General features: G+C 64.2%; 20 protein-coding genes. 9 read left to right on the top strand and 11 right to left on the bottom strand.

Annotation, left to right across the window (positions count from 1 at the left end):
- Nucleotides 1–2: 2 nt before the first annotated feature.
- The 5 genes from LOZ74_RS14335 to LOZ74_RS14355 all read left to right on the top strand — a co-directional run bounded on the left by LOZ74_RS14335 (nucleotide 3) and on the right by LOZ74_RS14355 (nucleotide 6,020).
- Nucleotides 3–992 carry a phytoene/squalene synthase family protein gene (locus tag LOZ74_RS14335; RefSeq protein ID WP_230291723.1) on the top strand — a complete coding sequence of 330 codons (990 nt, stop codon included), beginning with the start codon at nucleotides 3–5 and terminating at the stop codon, nucleotides 990–992.
- Between the two features lie 239 nt (nucleotides 993–1,231).
- Entirely contained in the window at nucleotides 1,232–1,717 is a 486-nt protein-coding gene (locus LOZ74_RS14340) for a thermonuclease family protein (RefSeq protein WP_230291724.1), read from the top strand.
- A gap of 168 nt (nucleotides 1,718–1,885) precedes the next feature.
- Nucleotides 1,886–2,509, top strand: coding sequence for a hypothetical protein (locus LOZ74_RS14345; protein WP_230291725.1), 624 nt, complete (start codon nucleotides 1,886–1,888; stop codon nucleotides 2,507–2,509).
- A 98-nt stretch (nucleotides 2,510–2,607) separates the two neighbouring features.
- Entirely contained in the window at nucleotides 2,608–5,421 is a 2,814-nt protein-coding gene (locus LOZ74_RS14350; protein WP_230291726.1) for an ATP-dependent DNA helicase, read from the top strand.
- A complete protein-coding gene (locus LOZ74_RS14355; protein WP_230291727.1) occupies nucleotides 5,418–6,020 on the top strand; it encodes a histidine phosphatase family protein in 603 nt (200 codons plus the stop codon). Before LOZ74_RS14350 ends, LOZ74_RS14355 begins: the two co-directional genes overlap by 4 nt.
- Before the next feature lie 596 nt (nucleotides 6,021–6,616).
- On the opposite strand, the gene LOZ74_RS14360 is transcribed toward LOZ74_RS14355, so the two are convergent.
- The 6 genes from LOZ74_RS14360 to LOZ74_RS14385 all read right to left on the bottom strand — a co-directional run bounded on the left by LOZ74_RS14360 (nucleotide 6,617) and on the right by LOZ74_RS14385 (nucleotide 10,913).
- Nucleotides 6,617–7,009 (bottom strand): MerR family transcriptional regulator, encoded by a 393-nt coding sequence (locus tag LOZ74_RS14360; RefSeq protein ID WP_230291728.1) that lies wholly within the window; start codon nucleotides 7,007–7,009, stop codon nucleotides 6,617–6,619.
- A 28-nt stretch (nucleotides 7,010–7,037) separates the two neighbouring features.
- Nucleotides 7,038–7,334, bottom strand: a complete 297-nt coding sequence (locus LOZ74_RS14365) for an integration host factor subunit alpha (RefSeq protein WP_230280175.1) — start codon at nucleotides 7,332–7,334, stop codon at nucleotides 7,038–7,040.
- Between the two features lie 205 nt (nucleotides 7,335–7,539).
- Nucleotides 7,540–8,538, bottom strand: coding sequence for a beta-ketoacyl-ACP synthase III (locus tag LOZ74_RS14370; RefSeq protein WP_230293906.1), 999 nt, complete (start codon nucleotides 8,536–8,538; stop codon nucleotides 7,540–7,542).
- Nucleotides 8,539–8,552: 14 nt separating this feature from the next.
- Nucleotides 8,553–9,638 (bottom strand): phosphate acyltransferase PlsX, encoded by a 1,086-nt coding sequence (gene plsX, locus LOZ74_RS14375; RefSeq protein WP_230291729.1) that lies wholly within the window; start codon nucleotides 9,636–9,638, stop codon nucleotides 8,553–8,555.
- A 24-nt stretch (nucleotides 9,639–9,662) separates the two neighbouring features.
- Nucleotides 9,663–9,842 carry a 50S ribosomal protein L32 gene (gene rpmF / locus LOZ74_RS14380; RefSeq protein WP_230280173.1) on the bottom strand — a complete coding sequence of 60 codons (180 nt, stop codon included), beginning with the start codon at nucleotides 9,840–9,842 and terminating at the stop codon, nucleotides 9,663–9,665.
- Nucleotides 9,843–9,956: 114 nt separating this feature from the next.
- The gene (locus tag LOZ74_RS14385) at nucleotides 9,957–10,913 is read right to left on the bottom strand and encodes an acyl-CoA desaturase (protein WP_230291730.1); all 957 of its coding nucleotides are present in this window, start codon (nucleotides 10,911–10,913) and stop codon (nucleotides 9,957–9,959) included.
- Between the two features lie 107 nt (nucleotides 10,914–11,020).
- Between LOZ74_RS14385 and LOZ74_RS14390 the strand changes: the two genes are divergently transcribed.
- On the top strand, nucleotides 11,021–11,338 hold the full coding sequence (locus tag LOZ74_RS14390; RefSeq protein ID WP_230291731.1) for a metalloregulator ArsR/SmtB family transcription factor: 318 nt from the start codon (nucleotides 11,021–11,023) through the stop codon (nucleotides 11,336–11,338).
- Between the two features lie 16 nt (nucleotides 11,339–11,354).
- Here LOZ74_RS14390 and LOZ74_RS14395 read toward each other — a convergent pair whose 3' ends face one another.
- The 3 genes from LOZ74_RS14395 to LOZ74_RS14405 all read right to left on the bottom strand — a co-directional run bounded on the left by LOZ74_RS14395 (nucleotide 11,355) and on the right by LOZ74_RS14405 (nucleotide 13,789).
- A complete protein-coding gene (locus LOZ74_RS14395) occupies nucleotides 11,355–11,873 on the bottom strand; it encodes an SRPBCC domain-containing protein (RefSeq protein ID WP_230291732.1) in 519 nt (172 codons plus the stop codon).
- 115 nt (nucleotides 11,874–11,988) lie between these two features.
- A complete protein-coding gene (locus LOZ74_RS14400) occupies nucleotides 11,989–13,065 on the bottom strand; it encodes a CNNM domain-containing protein (RefSeq protein ID WP_230291733.1) in 1,077 nt (358 codons plus the stop codon).
- A 79-nt stretch (nucleotides 13,066–13,144) separates the two neighbouring features.
- On the bottom strand, nucleotides 13,145–13,789 hold the full coding sequence (locus LOZ74_RS14405; protein WP_230293907.1) for an MBL fold metallo-hydrolase: 645 nt from the start codon (nucleotides 13,787–13,789) through the stop codon (nucleotides 13,145–13,147).
- A gap of 166 nt (nucleotides 13,790–13,955) precedes the next feature.
- Between LOZ74_RS14405 and LOZ74_RS14410 the strand changes: the two genes are divergently transcribed.
- Nucleotides 13,956–15,110 carry an acyltransferase family protein gene (locus LOZ74_RS14410; RefSeq protein ID WP_230291734.1) on the top strand — a complete coding sequence of 385 codons (1,155 nt, stop codon included), beginning with the start codon at nucleotides 13,956–13,958 and terminating at the stop codon, nucleotides 15,108–15,110.
- Here the strand turns inward: LOZ74_RS14410 and LOZ74_RS14415 are convergent.
- Complete coding sequence (locus LOZ74_RS14415; protein WP_230291735.1) at nucleotides 15,107–15,802, bottom strand: LexA family transcriptional regulator; 696 nt, start codon at nucleotides 15,800–15,802, stop codon at nucleotides 15,107–15,109. The two genes, LOZ74_RS14410 and LOZ74_RS14415, sit on opposite strands and share 4 nt — an antisense overlap.
- 112 nt (nucleotides 15,803–15,914) lie before the next feature.
- Here LOZ74_RS14415 and LOZ74_RS14420 point away from each other — a divergent pair, with 112 nt between their 5' ends.
- Together LOZ74_RS14420 and LOZ74_RS14425 are read left to right on the top strand one after the other, a co-directional pair.
- Entirely contained in the window at nucleotides 15,915–16,106 is a 192-nt protein-coding gene (locus LOZ74_RS14420; RefSeq protein WP_230291736.1) for a hypothetical protein, read from the top strand.
- On the top strand, nucleotides 16,096–16,485 hold the full coding sequence (locus tag LOZ74_RS14425) for a hypothetical protein (RefSeq protein WP_230291737.1): 390 nt from the start codon (nucleotides 16,096–16,098) through the stop codon (nucleotides 16,483–16,485). The genes LOZ74_RS14420 and LOZ74_RS14425 overlap by 11 nt, the downstream gene beginning before the upstream one ends.
- Nucleotides 16,486–16,506: 21 nt before the next feature.
- Here LOZ74_RS14425 and cysS read toward each other — a convergent pair whose 3' ends face one another.
- Nucleotides 16,507–17,991 carry a cysteine--tRNA ligase gene (gene cysS, locus LOZ74_RS14430; protein ID WP_230291738.1) on the bottom strand — a complete coding sequence of 495 codons (1,485 nt, stop codon included), beginning with the start codon at nucleotides 17,989–17,991 and terminating at the stop codon, nucleotides 16,507–16,509.
- Nucleotides 17,992–18,235 lie beyond the last annotated feature (244 nt).

The raw sequence follows: 18,235 nt of genomic DNA on the forward strand, positions 1-18,235 counted from the left end.
GCATGGCCGAGATGCTGTCCCGCCCCGAACTGGTCGCCCATGCGCAGCGCGCGATCGGCAAAGGTTCGAAAAGCTTTTCCGCCGCCAGCCGCCTGTTCGACCGCGAAACGCGCGAGAAGGTGTGGCTGCTTTATGCATGGTGTCGCGCCTGCGACGATCTGGCCGACGCGCAGGATATGGGCGGCGCTCTGGGCGAACAGGAAGGTGCGAAGGAGCGGGTCGCGCTGCTCCGCACCCGCACCGCGCAGGCGCTGGCCGGAGAGGCGACGGGCGATCCCGCGTTCGACGGGCTGGGTCTGGTGGCGCGCGAATGCGGCATCACGCAGGCGCATTGCGACGATGTGATCGCGGGCTTCGTGCTCGACGCGGCGGACTGGCGCCCGCGCAGCGAGGGCGACATGATGGAATATTGCTATCACGTCGCGGGCGCGGTCGGCGTGATGATGGCGCTGGTCATGGGCGTTTCCCCGCAAGACGAGGATACGCTGGAGCGGGCCTGCGATCTGGGGCTTGCGTTCCAGCTGGCCAATATCGTGCGCGACGTGTGGGAGGATGACGCGGCGGGGCGCTGTTACCTGCCGGTCGAATGGCTGGTCGATGTCGATATCCCGCCCGGCCAGCATATGAAGCCGATGTATCGCGCCCAGCTGGTCGAGCTGGTCCACCGCGCGTGCGAGATTGCCCGCGCGCACGAGGCTTCGGCCCGCATCGGCGCGGCGCGTTTGCGGTTTCGCCATCGCTGGGCCGTGCTGGCCGCAACCGGCATCTATGGCGGCATCGCCCGCAAGGTCGAGGCGGCGGGCACCCATGCATGGGACCACCGCGCCCATACGACCAAAGCGGAAAAGCTGGGCTGGCTGGCGCATTCCTGGCTGGGATCGCTGCGCCCCGTCGGCCCGCATTGCGCGGAAGAGGCCGCGAAACGGCGCTGGTCGCTGGCCGAATTGCGCGAAAGGGCGGCGGGTAACCGCGTGTTGATACTCGCGGCGTAACGTGCCTGTTCATGAGTTTTCGCAAACCCTTTCGCGCCGTGCCGCTGCGTGACAGGCGGGGGAATGTGATTCCCTTTCAGGAGCCCGCAGCCCCTTCCAAATCAAAGCCAGTGACCAAAGCGGCTTCAAGGGCCATGCCGGGAAAGCCGGTCCATAAAAAGACATATGGGGGCAAACCGCTGCGAAGGCGGTATCGTCGTCGCAGGCCCCTGAACCCAACAGGCAGTTCCCATTCCGATATGCGCACCACCAGTTTCATCATCCTCGTCCTCGCCGTCTTCCTGATCGGGTTCGGCGTCACGCTGCGCTATGGCCTGCCCTTTGGCGATGGCGGCGAACGGACGCCGGCCGCGCCGGTGGCCGCGCCCGACGATGTGCTGCGCGCCCATTTCACCAGCTGCGACGGGCCGCAGCGCATCAATTGCGTGGTCGATGGCGATACGATCTGGTTTGGAGGCGACAAGATCCGCATCCTCGACATCAATACGCCCGAAACATCATCGCCCCAGTGCGACCGCGAATACCGGCTTGGCCTGCAGGCGACCGCGCGGCTGACCGAATTGATGAACGACGGGCCGTTCTCTCTGGAAAAGGGCGATGAGGAAGCCGACCGCTATGGCCGCCTGCTGCGGCGGGTAACGCGCGGCGGGCAAAGCCTTGGCGATATTCTGGTTGACGAGGGGCTGGCCGAACGCTGGCAAGGTTACAAGGGCAATTGGTGCTGAAACGCGGCGGCGCGATAGGTGTCCGAATACCGAACAAAGCGATTATGAACATTTCCCGAATTCGCCGTTAAGCCGATATTCGCTCCATCATATTAGGGTCATGAAGCTGACAGATGCGTCCCGTGCGCTTTGTCGGAAACTTTTTTCATGGCCTGCGTTGGAGCCATTATGACCGTATCGGTAATCCTGCACGACACCGCCGGCGCGACCGACGCCGAGCTTGCCTTCATCCGCCAGTCCGTCGCGCTGCTGCGCGAAGCGGTTCAGGCCCCCGGTTTCGGCGGGTCGGTCCGTCAGGCCGATTATTCCAGCGCCAGCTGGCAGGGCCGCCACGGCAATATCCGCGAACTGGACGGCGAAGGCGTATGGGACCGCATCGTGCATGGCCGCGAATCCGGCCATTGCGGCGATCACGCGCTGAACCTGTCGGTAGAGATCGCCGATCTGCCCGACGATGCCGACGGCAAGGGGGTGATCGGCGCGACGCGCATCGGCACGCTGCCGATTTTCAGCGCACGCTGGTTTCTGGCGCGCTGCATGGCGGCGGATGACCGCGTGAATTACGCCGCCCATCTGATGCACCAGTGGATGCATGTGTCGGGCTTCGTCCACAAGCGCGACGGTGATGGCAAGGACGCTCCCTCGGTCGTGTCGCGGCTGGTCCGCCGCACGCTGGAGCCCAAACATGGCGAGCATATCGACGCGCAGCTGACCGCGCTGGTCACGCTGAGCGCCGATGGCTGCGATTGCTGCCGCGTGGAGGATGCACCGCTGGACGCGCGCGCTGCTTAAGGCCATTCGCCGCACCCCGATCTGAACGGGGAATAGCGCCCTTCGCGCCGTTCCCTTTCCGTGCCGCAATTCCTATCTTCGGGTCGATGCCCGAAAGCATGTCTCCTGTTCCTGCCCTGAACCTGCCCGCGCTGCATGCCAGCCATTCGGGCTGCTGGCTGATGACCGGCGGGGACACGCGCAGCTTTTCGCGCGGAGAGGCGATCATGGCCGCGGCGGAAACCCCGCTGCTGATGCTGAACGCGCCGCTGGTGGCCAGCCGCCTTGGCTATCCAGAACTGTCGGGGCTGGACCTGCTGGAACTGTTCGCCTTCGTCCATCCCGCGCGCTTCATGGTGCCCACGCCGCGCGGTCTTGCCCATGCGCTGAACCTGCCGGAAGCGGAGCGGGAGGCCGATGTCCCGCTGTTGCTGGCCCGCGCCGCCGCTGCGCTGTTCGCGCATTGCGAGAGCGACGGATGGGCCGAACGCGAAGGCGCGTGGAGCGTGCTGCAATCGCTGGTCCGGCATCGCTGGCCATGGGCGCAATTGCTGTTGCCGCATGTCAGACGCCCCGAACGGGCCGAACGCTGGGTCTTTTCCAAGCTTCCGGAATGGGAAGAACGCCCGCCCCGCCCCCAGCCCGCGCATACGCTGCTCGATCCCGAAGCGGTGTCGGAACGGCTCGACGATCTGACGGGTCACGGGTCCGAACGGCGCGAGGGGCAGCGCGATTACGCCCGTGCCGCCGCCCATGTGTTCGAACCGCGCCGCGAAAGGGGCCAGCCCAATATGCTGCTGGCAGAGGCAGGCACCGGTGTCGGCAAGACGCTGGGCTATCTCGCGCCCGCCTCGCTATGGTCGCAGCAATCGGGCGGGACGGTCTGGGTATCGACCTTTACCAAGGCGCTGCAACGGCAGTTGCGGCGCGAGAGCCGCCGCGCGTGGCCGGCTGACGAGGCTGCGCGCGAAACCCCTGCCGTCGTGGTGCGCAAGGGTCGCGACAATTATCTGTGCCTCCTCAATCTGGAAGACGCGCTGCAAGGCGGCGGCTTTACCGGCAGGCCCGCGATTTTCGCGCAGCTGGTGGCGCGCTGGGCCGCCTTTACCGAGGATGGCGACATGGTCGGCGGGGATCTGCCCGGCTGGCTGCCCACGCTGTTCCGCAAACGGGGCCTTGCCGCGCTGACCGACCGGCGCGGCGAATGCGTCTATGCCGGATGCCCGCATTTCAAGCGCTGCTTCATCGAACGTGCCGCGCGCGATTCCGCCCATGCCGATCTGGTCATCGCCAATCACGCGCTGGTCATGGTTCACGCCGCCCGCGCCCAACATCGCGAGGAAGGGCCGAACGCCCGCCCTGCCCGCATCGTATTCGACGAGGGGCATCATCTGTTCGATGCCGCCGATTCGACCTTTGCCGCGCAATTGTCGGGAAGCGAGGCGATCGAGATGCGCCGCTGGGTGCTGGGGCCCGAAACGAAAGCGGGTCAGGCGCGCAGCGGGCGGCGGCGCGGCCTTTCGGCGCGGCTGGCCGATGTCGCCAGCTATGACGATATGGCGGGCAAGGCGATTTCCGATGCGCGCGATGCCGCCATGATGCTGCCCGCCGACGGCTGGCTGGCCCGCATTGCCGAAGGGGAGCCGCTGGGCGCGGTCGAAACCCTGCTGGCCCATGTCCGCCGCCTGACCCATTCGCGCGACGAAAGCGGCAGCGGAGAGGCAGGTTACGGGATCGAGACCGAGGCCGCCGATCTGGACGGCCCGTTTCTGGAAGCCGCCGCCGACGCGCGCGAGGCGCTGGCCCGCCTGCGCCAGCCGCTGCTGAGGCTGACGGCACGGCTGGATGCGCTGATCGCCAGCGGAGAGGATGCGCCCGACTGGATGGACGGGCAGACCCGCCAGCGGATCGAGGGCGCGCGCCATGCGCTGTCGTGGCGGACCGATACGCTGGCCGCGTGGGAAGCGTTGCTGGCGCGCATGGGCGGCCCCGCCGATCTCGATTTCGTCGACTGGCTGGCGGTGGACCGGGCCGAGGCGCGCGAGTTCGATATCGGCCTGCACCGCCACTGGCTGGACCCGATGAAGCCCTTTGCCGCGACCGTTCTGGAACCCGCGCACGGGGTGATGCAGACCAGCGCGACATTATGCGACCGCTCTGCCCCGTCGGACGGTGAAGGGGGCCGCGATCCCGACTGGGCGCGGGCCGTGGCGCGGTCGGGCGCGGGGCATCTGGGCCTTTCCCCAAAGCTGGCCGAGGCAGCGAGCCCGTTCGATTACGCATCGCAGGCCGAAGTGCTGATCGTGACCGATGTGCCGCGCGGCGATATCGGCGCGCTGGCGGCTGCCTATGGAAGGCTGATCGAGGCATCGGGCGGCGGCGTGCTGGGCCTGTTCACCGCGATCCGGCGGCTGCGCGCGGTGCATGCGCGCATTGCCGACCGGCTGGCGCGCGGCGGGCTGCCGCTGTACGCGCAGCATGTCGACCCGATCGACACGGGCACTTTGGTCGATATCTTCCGCGACGATCCGCGCGCGTCCCTGCTGGGCACCGATGCATTGCGCGACGGGGTGGACGTGCCGGGCGATTCGCTGCGGCTGGTGGTGATGGAGCAGGTTCCGTGGGCCAAGCCGTCGATCCTGCACCGCGCCCGCCGCGCCGCGCATATGCAGCAATTCGATGCCAACCGGCAGGCCTATGACGACGCCATCGTACGCGCGCGGATCGCGCAGGCGTTCGGCCGGCTGATCCGCAGCAAGGAGGACAGGGGCCGCTTTGTCGTGCTGTCGCCCGCCTTCCCGTCGCGCCTGCTGTCGGCCTTTCCCCAAGGGACACCGGTTCACCGCCTGACGCTCGATGACGCTTTACAAAGGTTGCAGAAATCTGTTTCCTCTGCGCAACCGGCGGAAAACGAAGAGGAGCGGAAAGGTTGAGCGATGCTGCGCTCTCAGATGGCGGTGACGCGCCTGTGACACGGGGCACAAAACGTCTGGGCCTGCTGCGCCACGCCAAGTCGGAGGCGCATCAGCCATCGGGCCGCGATTACGACCGCGGGCTCAATCCCAAGGGGCGCCGCGCAGCCGAAACCATGGGCCGCGCATTGGCCAAGGTGCAGCCGCCGTTCGACCGCGTGATCGCCTCTGCCGCGGCGCGGGCGCAGGAAACCATCGACATCGCGCTGGATGCCATGGGCCGCCATGCGCCGGTGGACCGCGTGAATGACAAGCAGCTCTATCTGGCCGATCCCGAACAGCTGATCGACGGCGCGGTCGAACATGGCGCGGGGGCCGACAACCTGCTGCTGGTCGCGCATAATCCGGGGCTGGAAGAGCTGGTGCTGCAACTGGTGCCCGCCGACCCGTCGGACGAATTGCGCGCCATCGTCGAAGAGAAATTCCCGACCGGCGCCTTCGCGCTCATCGAACTCGACATCGCGGACTGGAGCGAATTGCGCAGTGCGAAAGGGCGTCTGATCAGCATGATCCGCCCCCGCGATCTGGACCCCGCGCTGGGGCCGGAATTTGCAAGGTAAAGGCAGCCGCCCGCGATTTCTGGCCGAGCATTGCGAAGCAAGCGGAGGCCTGTGTCGCCAGAGGCGGCAACCCGGCCGGCGACCGCGAGGGACTATAGTCCCGCAGCGTGTCGTTCGACGTGACAGCCGCGGCTTTGCCGTGGCCGGGGTTGTTTTCCGGTGCTCGGTTTCTACGCGCTAATAACTGGAACGGGGTGGGAAGCGCACTAAAGCCTTCGCTCGCGAAGCGTGATCTAATTGGCGCGGTCAGCGAACTCCGTGTCAGACGATGCGCTTGTCTTTGTTCGCCACAAACTTCCCAGAACGACGCCAACAGATACCGCCAAGGCGACATAAATCGCCTCTTGCACATCTAAGCTTTGAGGAGCCCGCACCCAATTCCATAGAACATAGCCCGTGAAAGCTGCAAAGAAGCCATCCAGCGCTTGGGAAGTCAGCTTCCTGATCACCATCACACTCCCACGAGCCATTTCTATTGCGCCAAGACTAGGACCAATGAAGATTATCCGCAAACGGTCGGTTCCAAAAAGGCCGCTCTCGTATCGAATTCAAAGTTAGCTGCCATCCACGCCAACCCGCAGCAACTCCGCCCCGCCCTAAACCAGCGCCTCCGCCAGTCTGCCGCGAATGGCGCGCAGTTTCGCTGCCAGTTCGGCATTCGGCGCATTGCCGGTTTTGGCCTCAACCGCGGCAGCACCAACCGGTGTGGCATCCTCTCCCGCCTGACCGCTTCTTAGTGCACGCACCGCGCCCTTGATCGTGAACCCTTCGCGGTTCAGCAGGCGGTCGATGGTTTGCAGCAGGGCCACATCCTCGGGCCGGTAGTAGCGGCGCTGGCCGCTGCGTTTCACCGGCTTCAGCATCGGGAACTGTTCTTCCCAATAGCGCAGCACATGGGGCTTGATGCCCAGCGCATTCGCCACCTCTCCGATCGTGCGGAAGGCGGCATTGTCCTTGTTGTCGTCGAAGAGGTCGCCCGCTCCGCTCACGTCATTCTCCGTTCAAAGCCCGCTGGCCCTAAAGCCCGCTCACCTTGTCCTTCAGCATCTTGCTGGCACGGAAAGTCATCACGCGGCGCGGCGTGATCGGCACCTCGATCCCCGTCTTGGGGTTGCGGCCGATCCGTTCGCCCTTGTCGCGCAGCAGAAACGTGCCGAATCCGGAAATCTTCACATTCTCGCCATCCGACATGGCGTCACACATATGACCCAGAATGCTTTCCACCATGTCCAGTGATTCGGCGCGGCTGAGGCCCACCTTACGATGAATGACATCGGCAAGATCGGCACGGGTCAGCGTTCCGACTGATCGCATATCCAACATTCCCCTGTTCCCCTCGGTTGCAGGCGACCCGAGCGATGCTGGTAACTATTTCACACCAGCCGCAGCGTTCCAAATGAAAACGGGACCAAAATGCCGGTTTAGGCGGGTTTTTCGGGTAGTTGGGGCATCAATCTGGCTAATCCTAGTACAATTCGGCCTGCCAGAGGGTGCGAATCGAACCGCGCGCTGATTTTTGTCAGCTTCGGATCAGGCAGGCGCCCCATGTGAATCCGCCGCCCATCGCTTCCAGCATGACCAGCTGGCCGGGCTGGATTCGTCCGTCCCTGACCGCGACATCATAGGCCAGCGGCACGCTGGCGGCAGAGGTATTGGCATGGTCCTGCACCGTCTTGACGACTTTCTCGGGCGGCAGGTTCAGCTTCTTCGCCGTGGCATCCAGAATGCGGGCATTGGCCTGATGCGGCACCACCCAGTCCAGCCGGTCGCCGGTGACGCCGGCCTCGTCCATCACTTCGCGCAGGACATCGGCCAGATTGGTGACGGCGTGGCGGAACACCTCGCGCCCCTTCATCCGCAGCTTGCCCACGGTGCCGGTGGTCGACGGGCCGCCATCGACATAGAGCAGTTCGTTATGCTCGCCATCGGTGTGCAGGCGGCTGGCGATGATGCCCGGCGCGCTGTCGGCCTGGTCGGCGGGGAAGTCGCGCGCCTCCAGCACCATCGCGCCCGCGCCGTCGCCGAACAGGACGCAGGTGCCGCGATCTTCCCAGTCGAGGATGCGGCTGAAGGTTTCCGACCCGATCACCAGCGCGCGATGCACGCCGTTCGGGGCGGCACCGGCAGGTACTTTCAACAGGGCGTCGGCCGTGGCGATGGCATAGAGAAAGCCCGAACACACCGCCGCGACATCGAACGCATAGGCATTGCCCGCACCGATCAGCTTCTGCACCTTGCTGGCGGTGGAGGGAAAGGTCTGGTCGGGCGTGGCGGTCGCCAGCACGATCAGCGAGATATCGGCAGCCGTCAGCCCCGCGGCCTTCAGCGCCCTTTGCGCGGCTTCGGCGGCAAGGGTCGCGGTGGTTTCACCCTCGCCCACGATATGGCGGGCGGCGATGCCGGTGCGTTCCCTGATCCATTCGTCGCTGGTATCGACGGTCTTGGCCAGTTCCTCGTTCGTGACGCGCCGTTTCGGCAGGGCCGAGCCCGAACCCACGACGCAGCTACGCCGGATCATACCAGTGGAATTGTTCATGCCTCTCCTGCGGCGGGAGTTTTCGCGGCGCTGGGGGTGCGCCGCGTCCGCCCGTTGGCAGCCAGCCCGCTTTCCGCAAGGTCGGCCGTAATACGCTCGATCAAATCTTCTTCCAGCAATCGCGCCGTCAACGCAACCGCATTGGCGACGCCCTTGGCATTGGCGCTGCCGTGGCTTTTGACCACCACGCCGTTAAGGCCAAGGAACACCGCGCCATTATGGTTATTGGGATCGAGATGATGCTTCAGCAATTCGGTCGCGGGGCGCGAGACGAGGAAGCCGATCTTGGAACGGAGCGAGGACTGGAACGCCTCTTTCAGCAGGTCGGTCACGAAACGCGCCGCGCCTTCCACGGCTTTCAGCGCGATATTGCCCGAAAACCCGTCGGTGACGACCACATCGGTTTCGCCGCGATTGATCTTGTCCGCTTCGGTAAAGCCGCCGAAGCTGAAGGCGAGCTGTTCCTGCGCCTCGCGCAGCATTTCGGACGCATCGCGCAGCGCGCCGGTGCCCTTGGTCTCTTCGGTGCCGATATTCAGCAGGCGGACGCGCGGTTCGGCAAGGCCGGTGGCAATGCGCGAATAGGCAGCGCCCATCACCGCGAACTGCACCAGGTTGCGGGCATCGCATTCGGTGTTCGCACCAAGGTCGAGCATGACCATATCGGTCTCGCCCAAGGTCGGCATCAGCGCGGCGAGCGCGGGCCGGTCGATCCCCGGCATGGTGCGCAGCGACAGCTTGGCCATGGCCATCAGCGCGCCGGTATTGCCGGAAGAGACGGCGGCGCCGGCCTCCCCCTTTTTCACCGCATCGATCGCCATGCCCATCGATGTCTTGCGCGCACGGCGCAGGGCCTGCGTCGGCTTTTCCTCGCCGGACACGATTTCGGGCGCGTGGAGAATCTCCGACGCGCCGCGCATATTCGGATGATTGTCGAGCGCGGCCTTGATCCGCGCCTCGTCGCCGACAAGCAGGAATTTGAAGCGATCGTGACGGCGACGGGCCAGCGCCGCGCCTTCGATCATCACGCGCACGCCCTCGTCGCCGCCCATCGCGTCGATAGCGATACGCGGCAGACTCATCCTACTCTCCGGCCGGTCGGTCTTTTACAAGCCGACCGAGACGACTTCGCGACCGTTATAGTGGCCGCAAGCGTCGCACAGATTGTGCGGGCGCTTCAGCTCGCCACAGTTCGAGCATTCGTGGAACGCTGCGGGCTTGAGCGCATCATGCGCACGGCGATTGCCACGGCGATGCGGGGATACTTTTCTCTTCGGAACAGCCATTTCGGCACCTGCTTAAAAAAACGATCAATATTTGCGGGCCGCACTAGGCCAAGCGGCGGCGGACAGCAAGGCCCGCCGGCAGCAAGACGCAAGTTTGCGGCGAAGGCGCGCCCATTACCGATTCTGGCGCGAAAAGCAAGGGTGGTGACGCAATCGCCGCTGATCACCTGCCCGCGCAGGGCCAAGCAGCGCCTGCCGCGCGATCATCATATCGGGCGTTCGCACATCGGTCGCAAGGCCCGTGCGTTCGAGCAGGCGGATAAAGGCATAGCCCCAATCGCTTTGCCCGGGGTAGAGCCCGATGCGGGCCGAACCGGGAAACGCGTGATGGTTGTTATGCCACGCCTCGCCCATGGTAGGAATCGCGGCCCATGGCACGTCATGCGCCTGCACCCCCGCCCCTTTGACCAGCCAGCTTTGCGGACCGCGGCGGTGCGCCAGATGGCCGACGAACCAGTGTCCGTGTACGGTCAGCGCGATCCGTACGCTTATCCCCCACACGACAAAGCCCCACCCGCCGATCGCGTACAACAGCGCGGCCAGCGGCAATTGCTGCGCCATCCAGGTCTTTTCCAGAAAGTGCAGAAACCGGTCCCTGCCCAAATTGCGCGGATCGAAACGCGGCGGATGGTCGAGCCTGAGCGTGCAATGGATTTGCCACCACGCATCGACGGGCATCGATCTGCGATGGGCAAGATAGTCATGGCATCCGGCCTGTCGCTGGGCCCAGTCACGCAGATCGTGGGTCCGCATGATCCAGAAGGGCCCGCTCATCCCCGCGACCGTGCCCGACCAGATCAGAAAGCGAAACAATGGGCGCGATACGCGAAAGCTTTGATGGATCAGCAAACGATGAAACCCGACCGAGTGCCCCAGAAGGAGGAACAGGCCGGTGAGGGCAATGCCGGTCAGCACCGCACCGGGGCTGGCCACAAAGGGAGCGATAGCGAGGGCGACGGCAAGATGGCCGCCGTTCCAAAGGCTGTGAACCGGATCCCAGCGGACCGTTCCCTGCCGTGCATTCGCCTGTTCGGTATCGACCAGCCAGTTAACCTCGCAATGTTCATCCATCGGCCCTGCCCCCTGCTTCCACGAAACGAAGAGTGATTAGGTAATTAAGCGAATACTTATTTAATAGGGACTGGAAAGCATTTAGGCAATTGCTTATATAAGCATCCATGCAACGCGTTTTCGAAGCCCTGTCATCCGTCGTAAGGCGCAAGATTCTGGCCCTGCTTAGCCATTCGGAACTGACGGCAGGAGAAATCGCGGCTCGTTTCGATATTTCGAAGCCCGCCGTTTCACAACATCTGGGCGTGTTGGAAACGGCCGGTCTGGTGGAGCGCGAAAAGCGCGGACAATTCGTTCACTATCGGCTGGCACAGGACAATCTGGCCAATACGCTCAACGGCTTTCTGCAAGAGGTATGCCCCGTTTCCCGCCCGCTGAAGCGCGAAAGCAAGGAACGGGGCGCAACAAAGGGCGAAGACGAATAGGCTGCCCCGCGCCCGCTTAATCCATCGCCACGATCTGTGCGTCGCGGGCGGCGTCGGGGCCGTGTTCGGCGTGGATTTTGAGGCGCGCAAGGCTGCTGTGGCAGCCCAGCGACATCAAGGCGGTTTCGCGGGCGAATTCTTTTTCCGTCATGCCATCGATGAATTGGGCGGTGACATGCAGATAGACCTTGCTGGTGCCGTCCGGCAAAGGTTCGATCCGGAACACTTCGTGCGAGGAGACCAGCCGCCCGATCATCGGGTCGGCCTGACACGTGTAGCCATAGAGGCGATCACGCTCTTCCTGCGTGACATTGAGGTGGAAGGTCACATCCTCCATCCCCTGCATGATCAGACGCCATTGGCCGATGCCGGCGCCGGCCAGAACCTGCTGCCCCTCGGCCCGCTTGGCGTTCATGTCGTCGGACCAGTCGAGCAGGCGGTAGATATCCGCTGCCGGACGCGCGATTTCCATATCGAGAGCGAAATCGACGGGGCCTTCGGGCGCCATCTTCTTTTTGAACCAACCGAACATCATACCCCTCCTCTCGCAGCCGCCCGCGGGGTTTCCAGGCGACGGATCGACGGGCATGGTCCGCGATCAGGGTTAAGATTCCCCTGCCGGGCGGAAATGGAGGATGTGTTTCCCCGCGTCAGACCCCGCCGTCCAGGCCGTCACCGGCCGAAGGGCGCGCCGCGCCCGCGACGCGGCGGCGCGACAATTCGCGGGCGTATTCCTGCAGGTCGGGAACCTCGTCCAGCTCGTCCACGATTTCGAAGCCGAAGATGGTTTCCAGCACATCCTCCAGCGTCACAAGGCCAAGGAAGGTGCCATATTCGTCAACCACCGCCATGATATGGTGGTGTTCGGAAATCATGCGGCGGAACAGGCGGTCGACCGTCGTTTCGTCCAGCACATGGGGCAGCGGACGGATCAGCGGGTTCACCCCGTCGCCCTCGCTGTCCCCGTTCAGCAGGCTGGACAGCACCTCGTGCTTGATCACGAAGCCGGTGATATTATCGGCATTGTCGCGATAAACGGGCACGCGGGTATAGGGCGCCTCGCGGATGCGGGCAGCGAAATCGGCCAGCGGCACATCCTGCGCCAGCGTGAACACCACCGTGCGCGGTGTCATCACATCCGAAGCCTTGAGCGCGTGAAGCTGGAGCATGTTCTTCATGAACCGCGCCTCGCTGCTGTCGATCTGGCCCGATGCCTGACCAAGGCTGGCGACCGCGAGCAATTCGTCGCGGTGCTGCGGACTGTCGGCGGCGCGCCCCATGGTGATGAAACCGGTCAGCTTGCGCGATGCCCAGACCAGCGGGCCCAGCGCGGTGATCATGATCGGCAGGATCCACGCCGAAAACGGCGCCAGCGCGCGGGCATAGCGGGCACCCAGCGTCTTGGGGATGATTTCGGTGACCACCAGAATGGCCAGCGTCAGGAAAGCGGCGAAAAACGCCTCTCCGCCATTGCCGTACAGCTTGGCATATTGCGCGCCCGCGCCTGCCGCGCCCATGGTGTGCGCGATTGTGTTCAGTGTCAGGATCGCGGCCAGCGGGCGTTCGATGTCATCCTTCAGCCGCTTGAGCCTGGCCGCCCATTTCGCGCCCTGTTCCTCTGCCGTGCGCACCTGCGTCGGCGTGATCGTCAGCAGCGAGGATTCGAGCAGCGAGCACAGGAACGACACGCAAAGCGCCAGTGCAACGTAAAAGACCAGCAAGGCCATATGTCTGAATTCTTCCCGTTATAGCTGCGCGCGGACTGTCTGATTTTCCGGCCGAAATTAGGACTGCGAGGGCGAAACCCTATTGCTTGAGCGCCATATCGGCAACGAAAGGATTGGTCTGTCGTTCCGCGCCGAATGTGCTGACCGGGCCATGGCCGGGAACGAAGGTGATGTCGTCGCCCAGCGGCCACAGCTTTTGCGTGATCGCGTCGATCAGGCTCTGGTGGTCGCTCATCGGGAAATCGGTGCGGCCGATGCTGCCCTTGAACAATACGTCGCCCACGAATGCGAAACGGCTGGGCTGATGGACGAATACCACATGGCCGGGCGTGTGCCCCGGGCAATGGACGACATCCAGCACCAGATCGCCCACGGTGACGGTATCGCCGTCCTTCAGCCAGCGGTCAGGCTCGAACGTATGCGCCTCTACGCCCCAGCGGCCCGCATCGTCGTCCAGCCGCGCGATCCAGAAACGGTCGGCTTCTTCCGGCCCTTCGATTGGCAGGTCCAGTTCCTTCGCCAACACGCCCGCCATGCCGCAATGGTCCAGATGGCCGTGGGTGACCAGGATCTTTTCCAGCGTGACACCGGCCTTGGCGACGCCCGCCTTCAACCTGTCGAGATCGCCGCCGGGATCGACCAGCGCGCCCTTCATCGTTTTCGTGCACCAGATCAGCGAGCAGTTCTGCTGAAGCGGGGTCACGGGCAGGATCGCGGCGCGCATGGCGGGCTGGCTGGCTGTATCGGTCATGCGGCCGGAATGGCCGGAGGCGCGGATGATTGCAAGCGGGTCTATGGCACGGGGCAGGCGGCGGCAGAAACGGGGAACCGCGCCCGCGAATTCGGATTGACCCCGTATCGTTTCGCGGCATTGAGGGCGGATGGAGAGGATGGACACCAACAGCACCGCCAGCGCGAAACCGCAGCGCGAGCATTTCTGGGACAGCCTGCGCGCCGTGCTGATGCTGCTGGGCATCCCCTATCACGTGGCGCTGTCTTATATGGTCGGGCGGCAGTGGATCGTGAAATCGGGCGAAGGCGTCACCGGCTTTATCGAACTGGCCCGCTTCATCAGCCTGTTCCGAATGCCCGCATTCTATCTGATCGCAGGCTATTTCGCGGCGATGCTGCTGGCGCGGCGCGAACCGGCGGTCTGGCTGGAGGGGCGTTTCCGGCGGCTGGGCATTCCCTTCGTCACCTCGATCATAGTGCTGGTGCCGGTGATGAACTGGTTTTGCGAGATTTCGAACCTGCCGTTGCAGGCCGCCATCGACAGCTGGATCGGCAATTCGCTGAAATCGGGCGGATATTGGGTGCGGCATCTATGGTTCATCATCGTGCTGCTGTATTTCTGCTGCGCGATCGCCTGGCTGGCCCGCGCAAAGACCGGCTTTGCCAAGGCGCGGCTGCCCGAACGGATCGACCGGCTGGCGGGGCGGCACATGGTCGCGGCGCTGCTGGTGCTGGCCGCCATCGTCGGCCTGTGGGAAGCGCTGGCGGTAGAGGCATTCTATATCGCGGGCCTCAACACCAATATCATTCAGGAAATCCTGCGGGTCGACCAGACGATCATCTATGCGCCATGGTTCGCGCTGGGCTGTTTCCTGCAGCGCAGCCGCGAAACCGTGGCGCAGGTCACGCGCTATTCGCATCTGGTCGCGGTATTGGCCGTGATCGCGGTGGTGCTGGCCATCGTGACCAAGGAACAGGTGCACCCCGCCCTGTTCCGCTTTATTGAGACATTCGCCGCCATGCTGATGACCCAGCTGTCGATCAGCATCGCTGCGCATCTGTTCGACCGGCCCATTCCGGTTGTGCAGCGTTTTACCGCGGCCAGCTTCGTCATCTATCTGTTCCACCTGCCGGTCATCTGCGGGCTGGTCTTCGCGGGCCAGTATGTGCCGCTGCCCCCGCTGGTAAAGGCGGTTGCGGTCATGGTGCTGACCTTGCTGATATCCTATGCCGCATGGCTGGTGATCGAACGCAGCAAGGCACTGGCGCTGATGTTCGACGGCGGGATGCGGCCCGCGCCGGTGGCGGCTTAAACCTTTCCGCCTTTCCATACCACGCGGCCCAGCACGTCCAGATCGCGCAAGGGCACCGCCATGTCCGACGGATAGGCGTGATTGTCCGAGATGACCGCGGCCTGCCCCGTCCCGAATTGCAGGCGCTTTACCTGCAACACGCCGTCGCGGCGGATGACATGGATACCATCGCGCAGACGGCCTGACGGATCGGCATCGGCGCGCGCGACCAGTATCTCGTCCCCGTCGCGCAGGGTCGGTTCCATCGAATCGCCCGCCACGGTCAGCGCCGACAGAGCGCCGGGCGTCAGCCCCAGTTCGCGCAGCCAGCCCTGTGCGAACCGCAGATGGCCGACGGGCGCATCCTCCTCTGCCACCGCGCCCGGCCCTGCCGATGCGCCCAGCGCAAGCCGCGGCACATCGACCCATTGCGCGCGCGGCGCGGGAAGTTTCCCCGATGATTTCGCTATTGCGGGAGAAATATCCTCTGCCTCCGGCGCGCCCAGCTCATCCTCTCCCACACCGAAGAAGCGGGCGAGCGTGCCGCGGTCCACTTCCTCCAGCTTGCGCGGGCTGCCCTTACGGATAAACTGCTGCAAATAGCTGGGATTTCTGCCGATCAGCTTCGACAGGGATAACAGGCTGACACCCCGCCGGTCGGCGAGTTCCATCAGCCTTCGGCGGGCCGGATCGAGTGCGAGATTATTGACCATTCCTCATTCCTACATGAAAGATTTTTCCTAGACAAGTAGGATTTCTCCTGCGACCTGATCCTTACACCCCGCGATGGTCCCAACGGGTGATTCGAGAATTAGGGAGTTCCAAGTGCTTATCCGTGAAATCGAGAAATTCCTGCGCAGCACCGGCATGCCTGCCAGCAAGTTCGGACGGATGGCGGCGCGTGACCCGCGGCTTGTGCATGATCTGCGCAATGGCCGCGAACCGCGTCGTCGCATGGTGATAAGGGCGGAACATTTCATGAACAAATACAAGCTGGAGATGCCCCATGCGCGCTGATTTCCCCACCCGGACACCCGCCCCCACTCATGACAATCCCATGCCCCGCAAGGCGCAGCGCCCGATCCGCCGCAGCATTTCCGAACGTCTCGAGGACGCCGTGCTGGCGCTGGCAGGCGGTCTGGGCGCGGTAACGATCCACCGCGAGATGCCATGGGCCAGCATTACCTTTGCCGGCACGCGCCACACATTGTCGCTGTGTTTTACGGGCAGCGGCGCGGTGGATGCGGGCGAGGAATTGCTGGCAAAGCTTCCCGACCATGAATTCCGCATCCCCGGCCAGCTTGTCGCCGATGCGCAGATCGTGAAGGTCGAGCATGAAATGCTGCCCGAACCCAAGCTGCGGGTTCAGGTCGAACTGCTGCTGCTGGAGGATTAAGACCCGCGACAGCCTGCGCGATCAGGCCAGCTTCCATTCCCAGCCCAGCGGATCGCCGTCCATCACTTCCACGCCCTTTGCCGCCAGCTCGTCGCGCAACGCGTCCGACAGGGCGAAATCCCTGTTGGCGCGGGCGGTTTTGCGGCGGGCGAGAATATCCCCGATCTCTTCCTCGTCGATCTGCGCGCCCTTGGGGCGCAGGCGCAGCGCCTCACGATCGGGAAGCGGCAGGCCCAGTGCCGACATCATCGCGCCGACCAGCGCGCCCTTTTGCGCCTGATCGACCTTTTTAACCGCCACTGCCTCTTCCAATACGGTCAGCGCGACCGGCGTGTTCAGGTCGTCCGCCAACGCGGCGTCGAATTTCTCTAACAGCGGCACCAGCTTGGGATGGGTCACTGCCGCCTGCGCCTGCGCCAGCGTCGCGCCATCGTCCACGCTGCCCAGTAACGGCCGCGCCGCCGACAACAGGCGTTTCAACCGCACCAGTGCCGCGCCCAGCCCGTCCCAGCTGAATTCCAGCTCGCTGCGGTAATGCGCCTGCAGGCACAGCATGCGATAGGCCAACGGGTGATAGCCCTTGTCGATCAGCAATTGCAGGCGAAGAAATTCACCGGACGACTTCGACATCTTGCCTGACCGCTCGACCAGAAAATTATTGTGCATCCAGATGCGCGCGCCGGAATTGGCGGCATCGGCCAAACTCATCGAACCGGACCCGCCGCATTCGCAAAACGCCTGATTCTGCGCGATTTCGTTCGGGTGGTGGATTTCGCGGTGGTCGATCCCGCCGGTGTGGATGTCGAAGGGAAAGCCCAGCACCTCGCCGCTCATCACGCTGCATTCCAGATGCCAGCCCGGCGCGCCCCTGCCCCACGGGCTGTCCCATTCCATCTGCCGCGTCTCGCCCGCAGACGTCTTGCGCCAGATCGCAAAATCCTGCGGATTGCGCTTGCCGTCGACCGCCTCGATCCGGCCTTCCCCGTCCTCGGTCACCGCGCGCGCCAGCCGCCCGTAATCGGCGACGGTCGACACATCGAAATAGAGACCGCTGTCGAGTTCGTAGCAATGTTTGGGCGCGATCCGTTCGGCAAAGGCGATCATCTTTTCGATGTAATCGGTTGCGATCGTCCATTGCGCGGGCTGGCGGATGTTCAGCGCCGCCACATCGGCCCAATAGGCCTGCGTGTAATGCTCGGCGATGTCCCAGATGCTTTGCGATCTGGCCGCCGCCATCTTCTCCATCTTGTCCTCGCCCGCGTCGGCATCGTCGGTCAGATGGCCCACATCGGTGATATTGATGACATGGGTCAGCTCATATCCCTTCCACGTCAGCACGCGGCCCAGAATATCGGCAAAGACATAGGCGCGCATATTGCCGATATGCGGATAGTTATAGACCGTCGGCCCGCAGCTATAGACGCGCGCTTCTCCCGGATGGACGGGGGTGAACGCCTCTGCCTTGCGGGTCAGCGAATTGAACAGGGTGAGCGCGTTGTCGGTCATGGCGCGCTGCCTTACGCGGGCGCGGCGCAAGGTCAAGCACCGGCAGCGTAGCGTTGGCGCCGTCAGGGCGCCCCCGTCGTCGGGCAGCGAGTCGGATCGGGGCGGGATCGCCACAATTTCATTCTGCGCCATCGCAGCCAGAAAATCGCCGCGCCCGATGCGATCCTTCGCGGCCGCACAATATTGATGTCGAATTTGCGTAATATAAGCACGGATTCGGGGATTGGCTTTGACAGTTTAGGAA

It is taken from the genome of Croceicoccus sp. Ery5, from assembly GCF_020985325.1.
Taxonomy (GTDB): domain Bacteria; phylum Pseudomonadota; class Alphaproteobacteria; order Sphingomonadales; family Sphingomonadaceae; genus Croceicoccus.

Excerpts from the sequence above, each read along its gene's own strand:
- plsX (WP_230291729.1), bottom strand. The coding sequence starts at position 9,638 with ATGAGTCTGCCGCGTATCGCTATCGACGCGATGGGCGGCGACGAGGGC.
- LOZ74_RS14340 (WP_230291724.1), top strand. The coding sequence starts at position 1,232 with ATGCGCACCACCAGTTTCATCATCCTCGTCCTCGCCGTCTTCCTGATC.
- LOZ74_RS14370 (WP_230293906.1), bottom strand. The coding sequence starts at position 8,538 with ATGATCCGGCGTAGCTGCGTCGTGGGTTCGGGCTCGGCCCTGCCGAAA.
- LOZ74_RS14390 (WP_230291731.1), top strand. The coding sequence starts at position 11,021 with ATGCAACGCGTTTTCGAAGCCCTGTCATCCGTCGTAAGGCGCAAGATT.
- LOZ74_RS14365 (WP_230280175.1), bottom strand. The coding sequence starts at position 7,334 with ATGCGATCAGTCGGAACGCTGACCCGTGCCGATCTTGCCGATGTCATT.
- LOZ74_RS14425 (WP_230291737.1), top strand. The coding sequence starts at position 16,096 with ATGCGCGCTGATTTCCCCACCCGGACACCCGCCCCCACTCATGACAAT.
- LOZ74_RS14405 (WP_230293907.1), bottom strand. The coding sequence starts at position 13,789 with ATGCGCGCCGCGATCCTGCCCGTGACCCCGCTTCAGCAGAACTGCTCG.
- LOZ74_RS14345 (WP_230291725.1), top strand. The coding sequence starts at position 1,886 with ATGACCGTATCGGTAATCCTGCACGACACCGCCGGCGCGACCGACGCC.
- LOZ74_RS14415 (WP_230291735.1), bottom strand. The coding sequence starts at position 15,802 with ATGGTCAATAATCTCGCACTCGATCCGGCCCGCCGAAGGCTGATGGAA.
- LOZ74_RS14400 (WP_230291733.1), bottom strand. The coding sequence starts at position 13,065 with ATGGCCTTGCTGGTCTTTTACGTTGCACTGGCGCTTTGCGTGTCGTTC.
- LOZ74_RS14335 (WP_230291723.1), top strand. The coding sequence starts at position 3 with ATGGCCGAGATGCTGTCCCGCCCCGAACTGGTCGCCCATGCGCAGCGC.
- LOZ74_RS14410 (WP_230291734.1), top strand. The coding sequence starts at position 13,956 with ATGGACACCAACAGCACCGCCAGCGCGAAACCGCAGCGCGAGCATTTC.
- cysS (WP_230291738.1), bottom strand. The coding sequence starts at position 17,991 with ATGACCGACAACGCGCTCACCCTGTTCAATTCGCTGACCCGCAAGGCA.
- LOZ74_RS14395 (WP_230291732.1), bottom strand. The coding sequence starts at position 11,873 with ATGATGTTCGGTTGGTTCAAAAAGAAGATGGCGCCCGAAGGCCCCGTC.
- LOZ74_RS14350 (WP_230291726.1), top strand. The coding sequence starts at position 2,608 with ATGTCTCCTGTTCCTGCCCTGAACCTGCCCGCGCTGCATGCCAGCCAT.
- LOZ74_RS14385 (WP_230291730.1), bottom strand. The coding sequence starts at position 10,913 with ATGGATGAACATTGCGAGGTTAACTGGCTGGTCGATACCGAACAGGCG.
- rpmF (WP_230280173.1), bottom strand. The coding sequence starts at position 9,842 with ATGGCTGTTCCGAAGAGAAAAGTATCCCCGCATCGCCGTGGCAATCGC.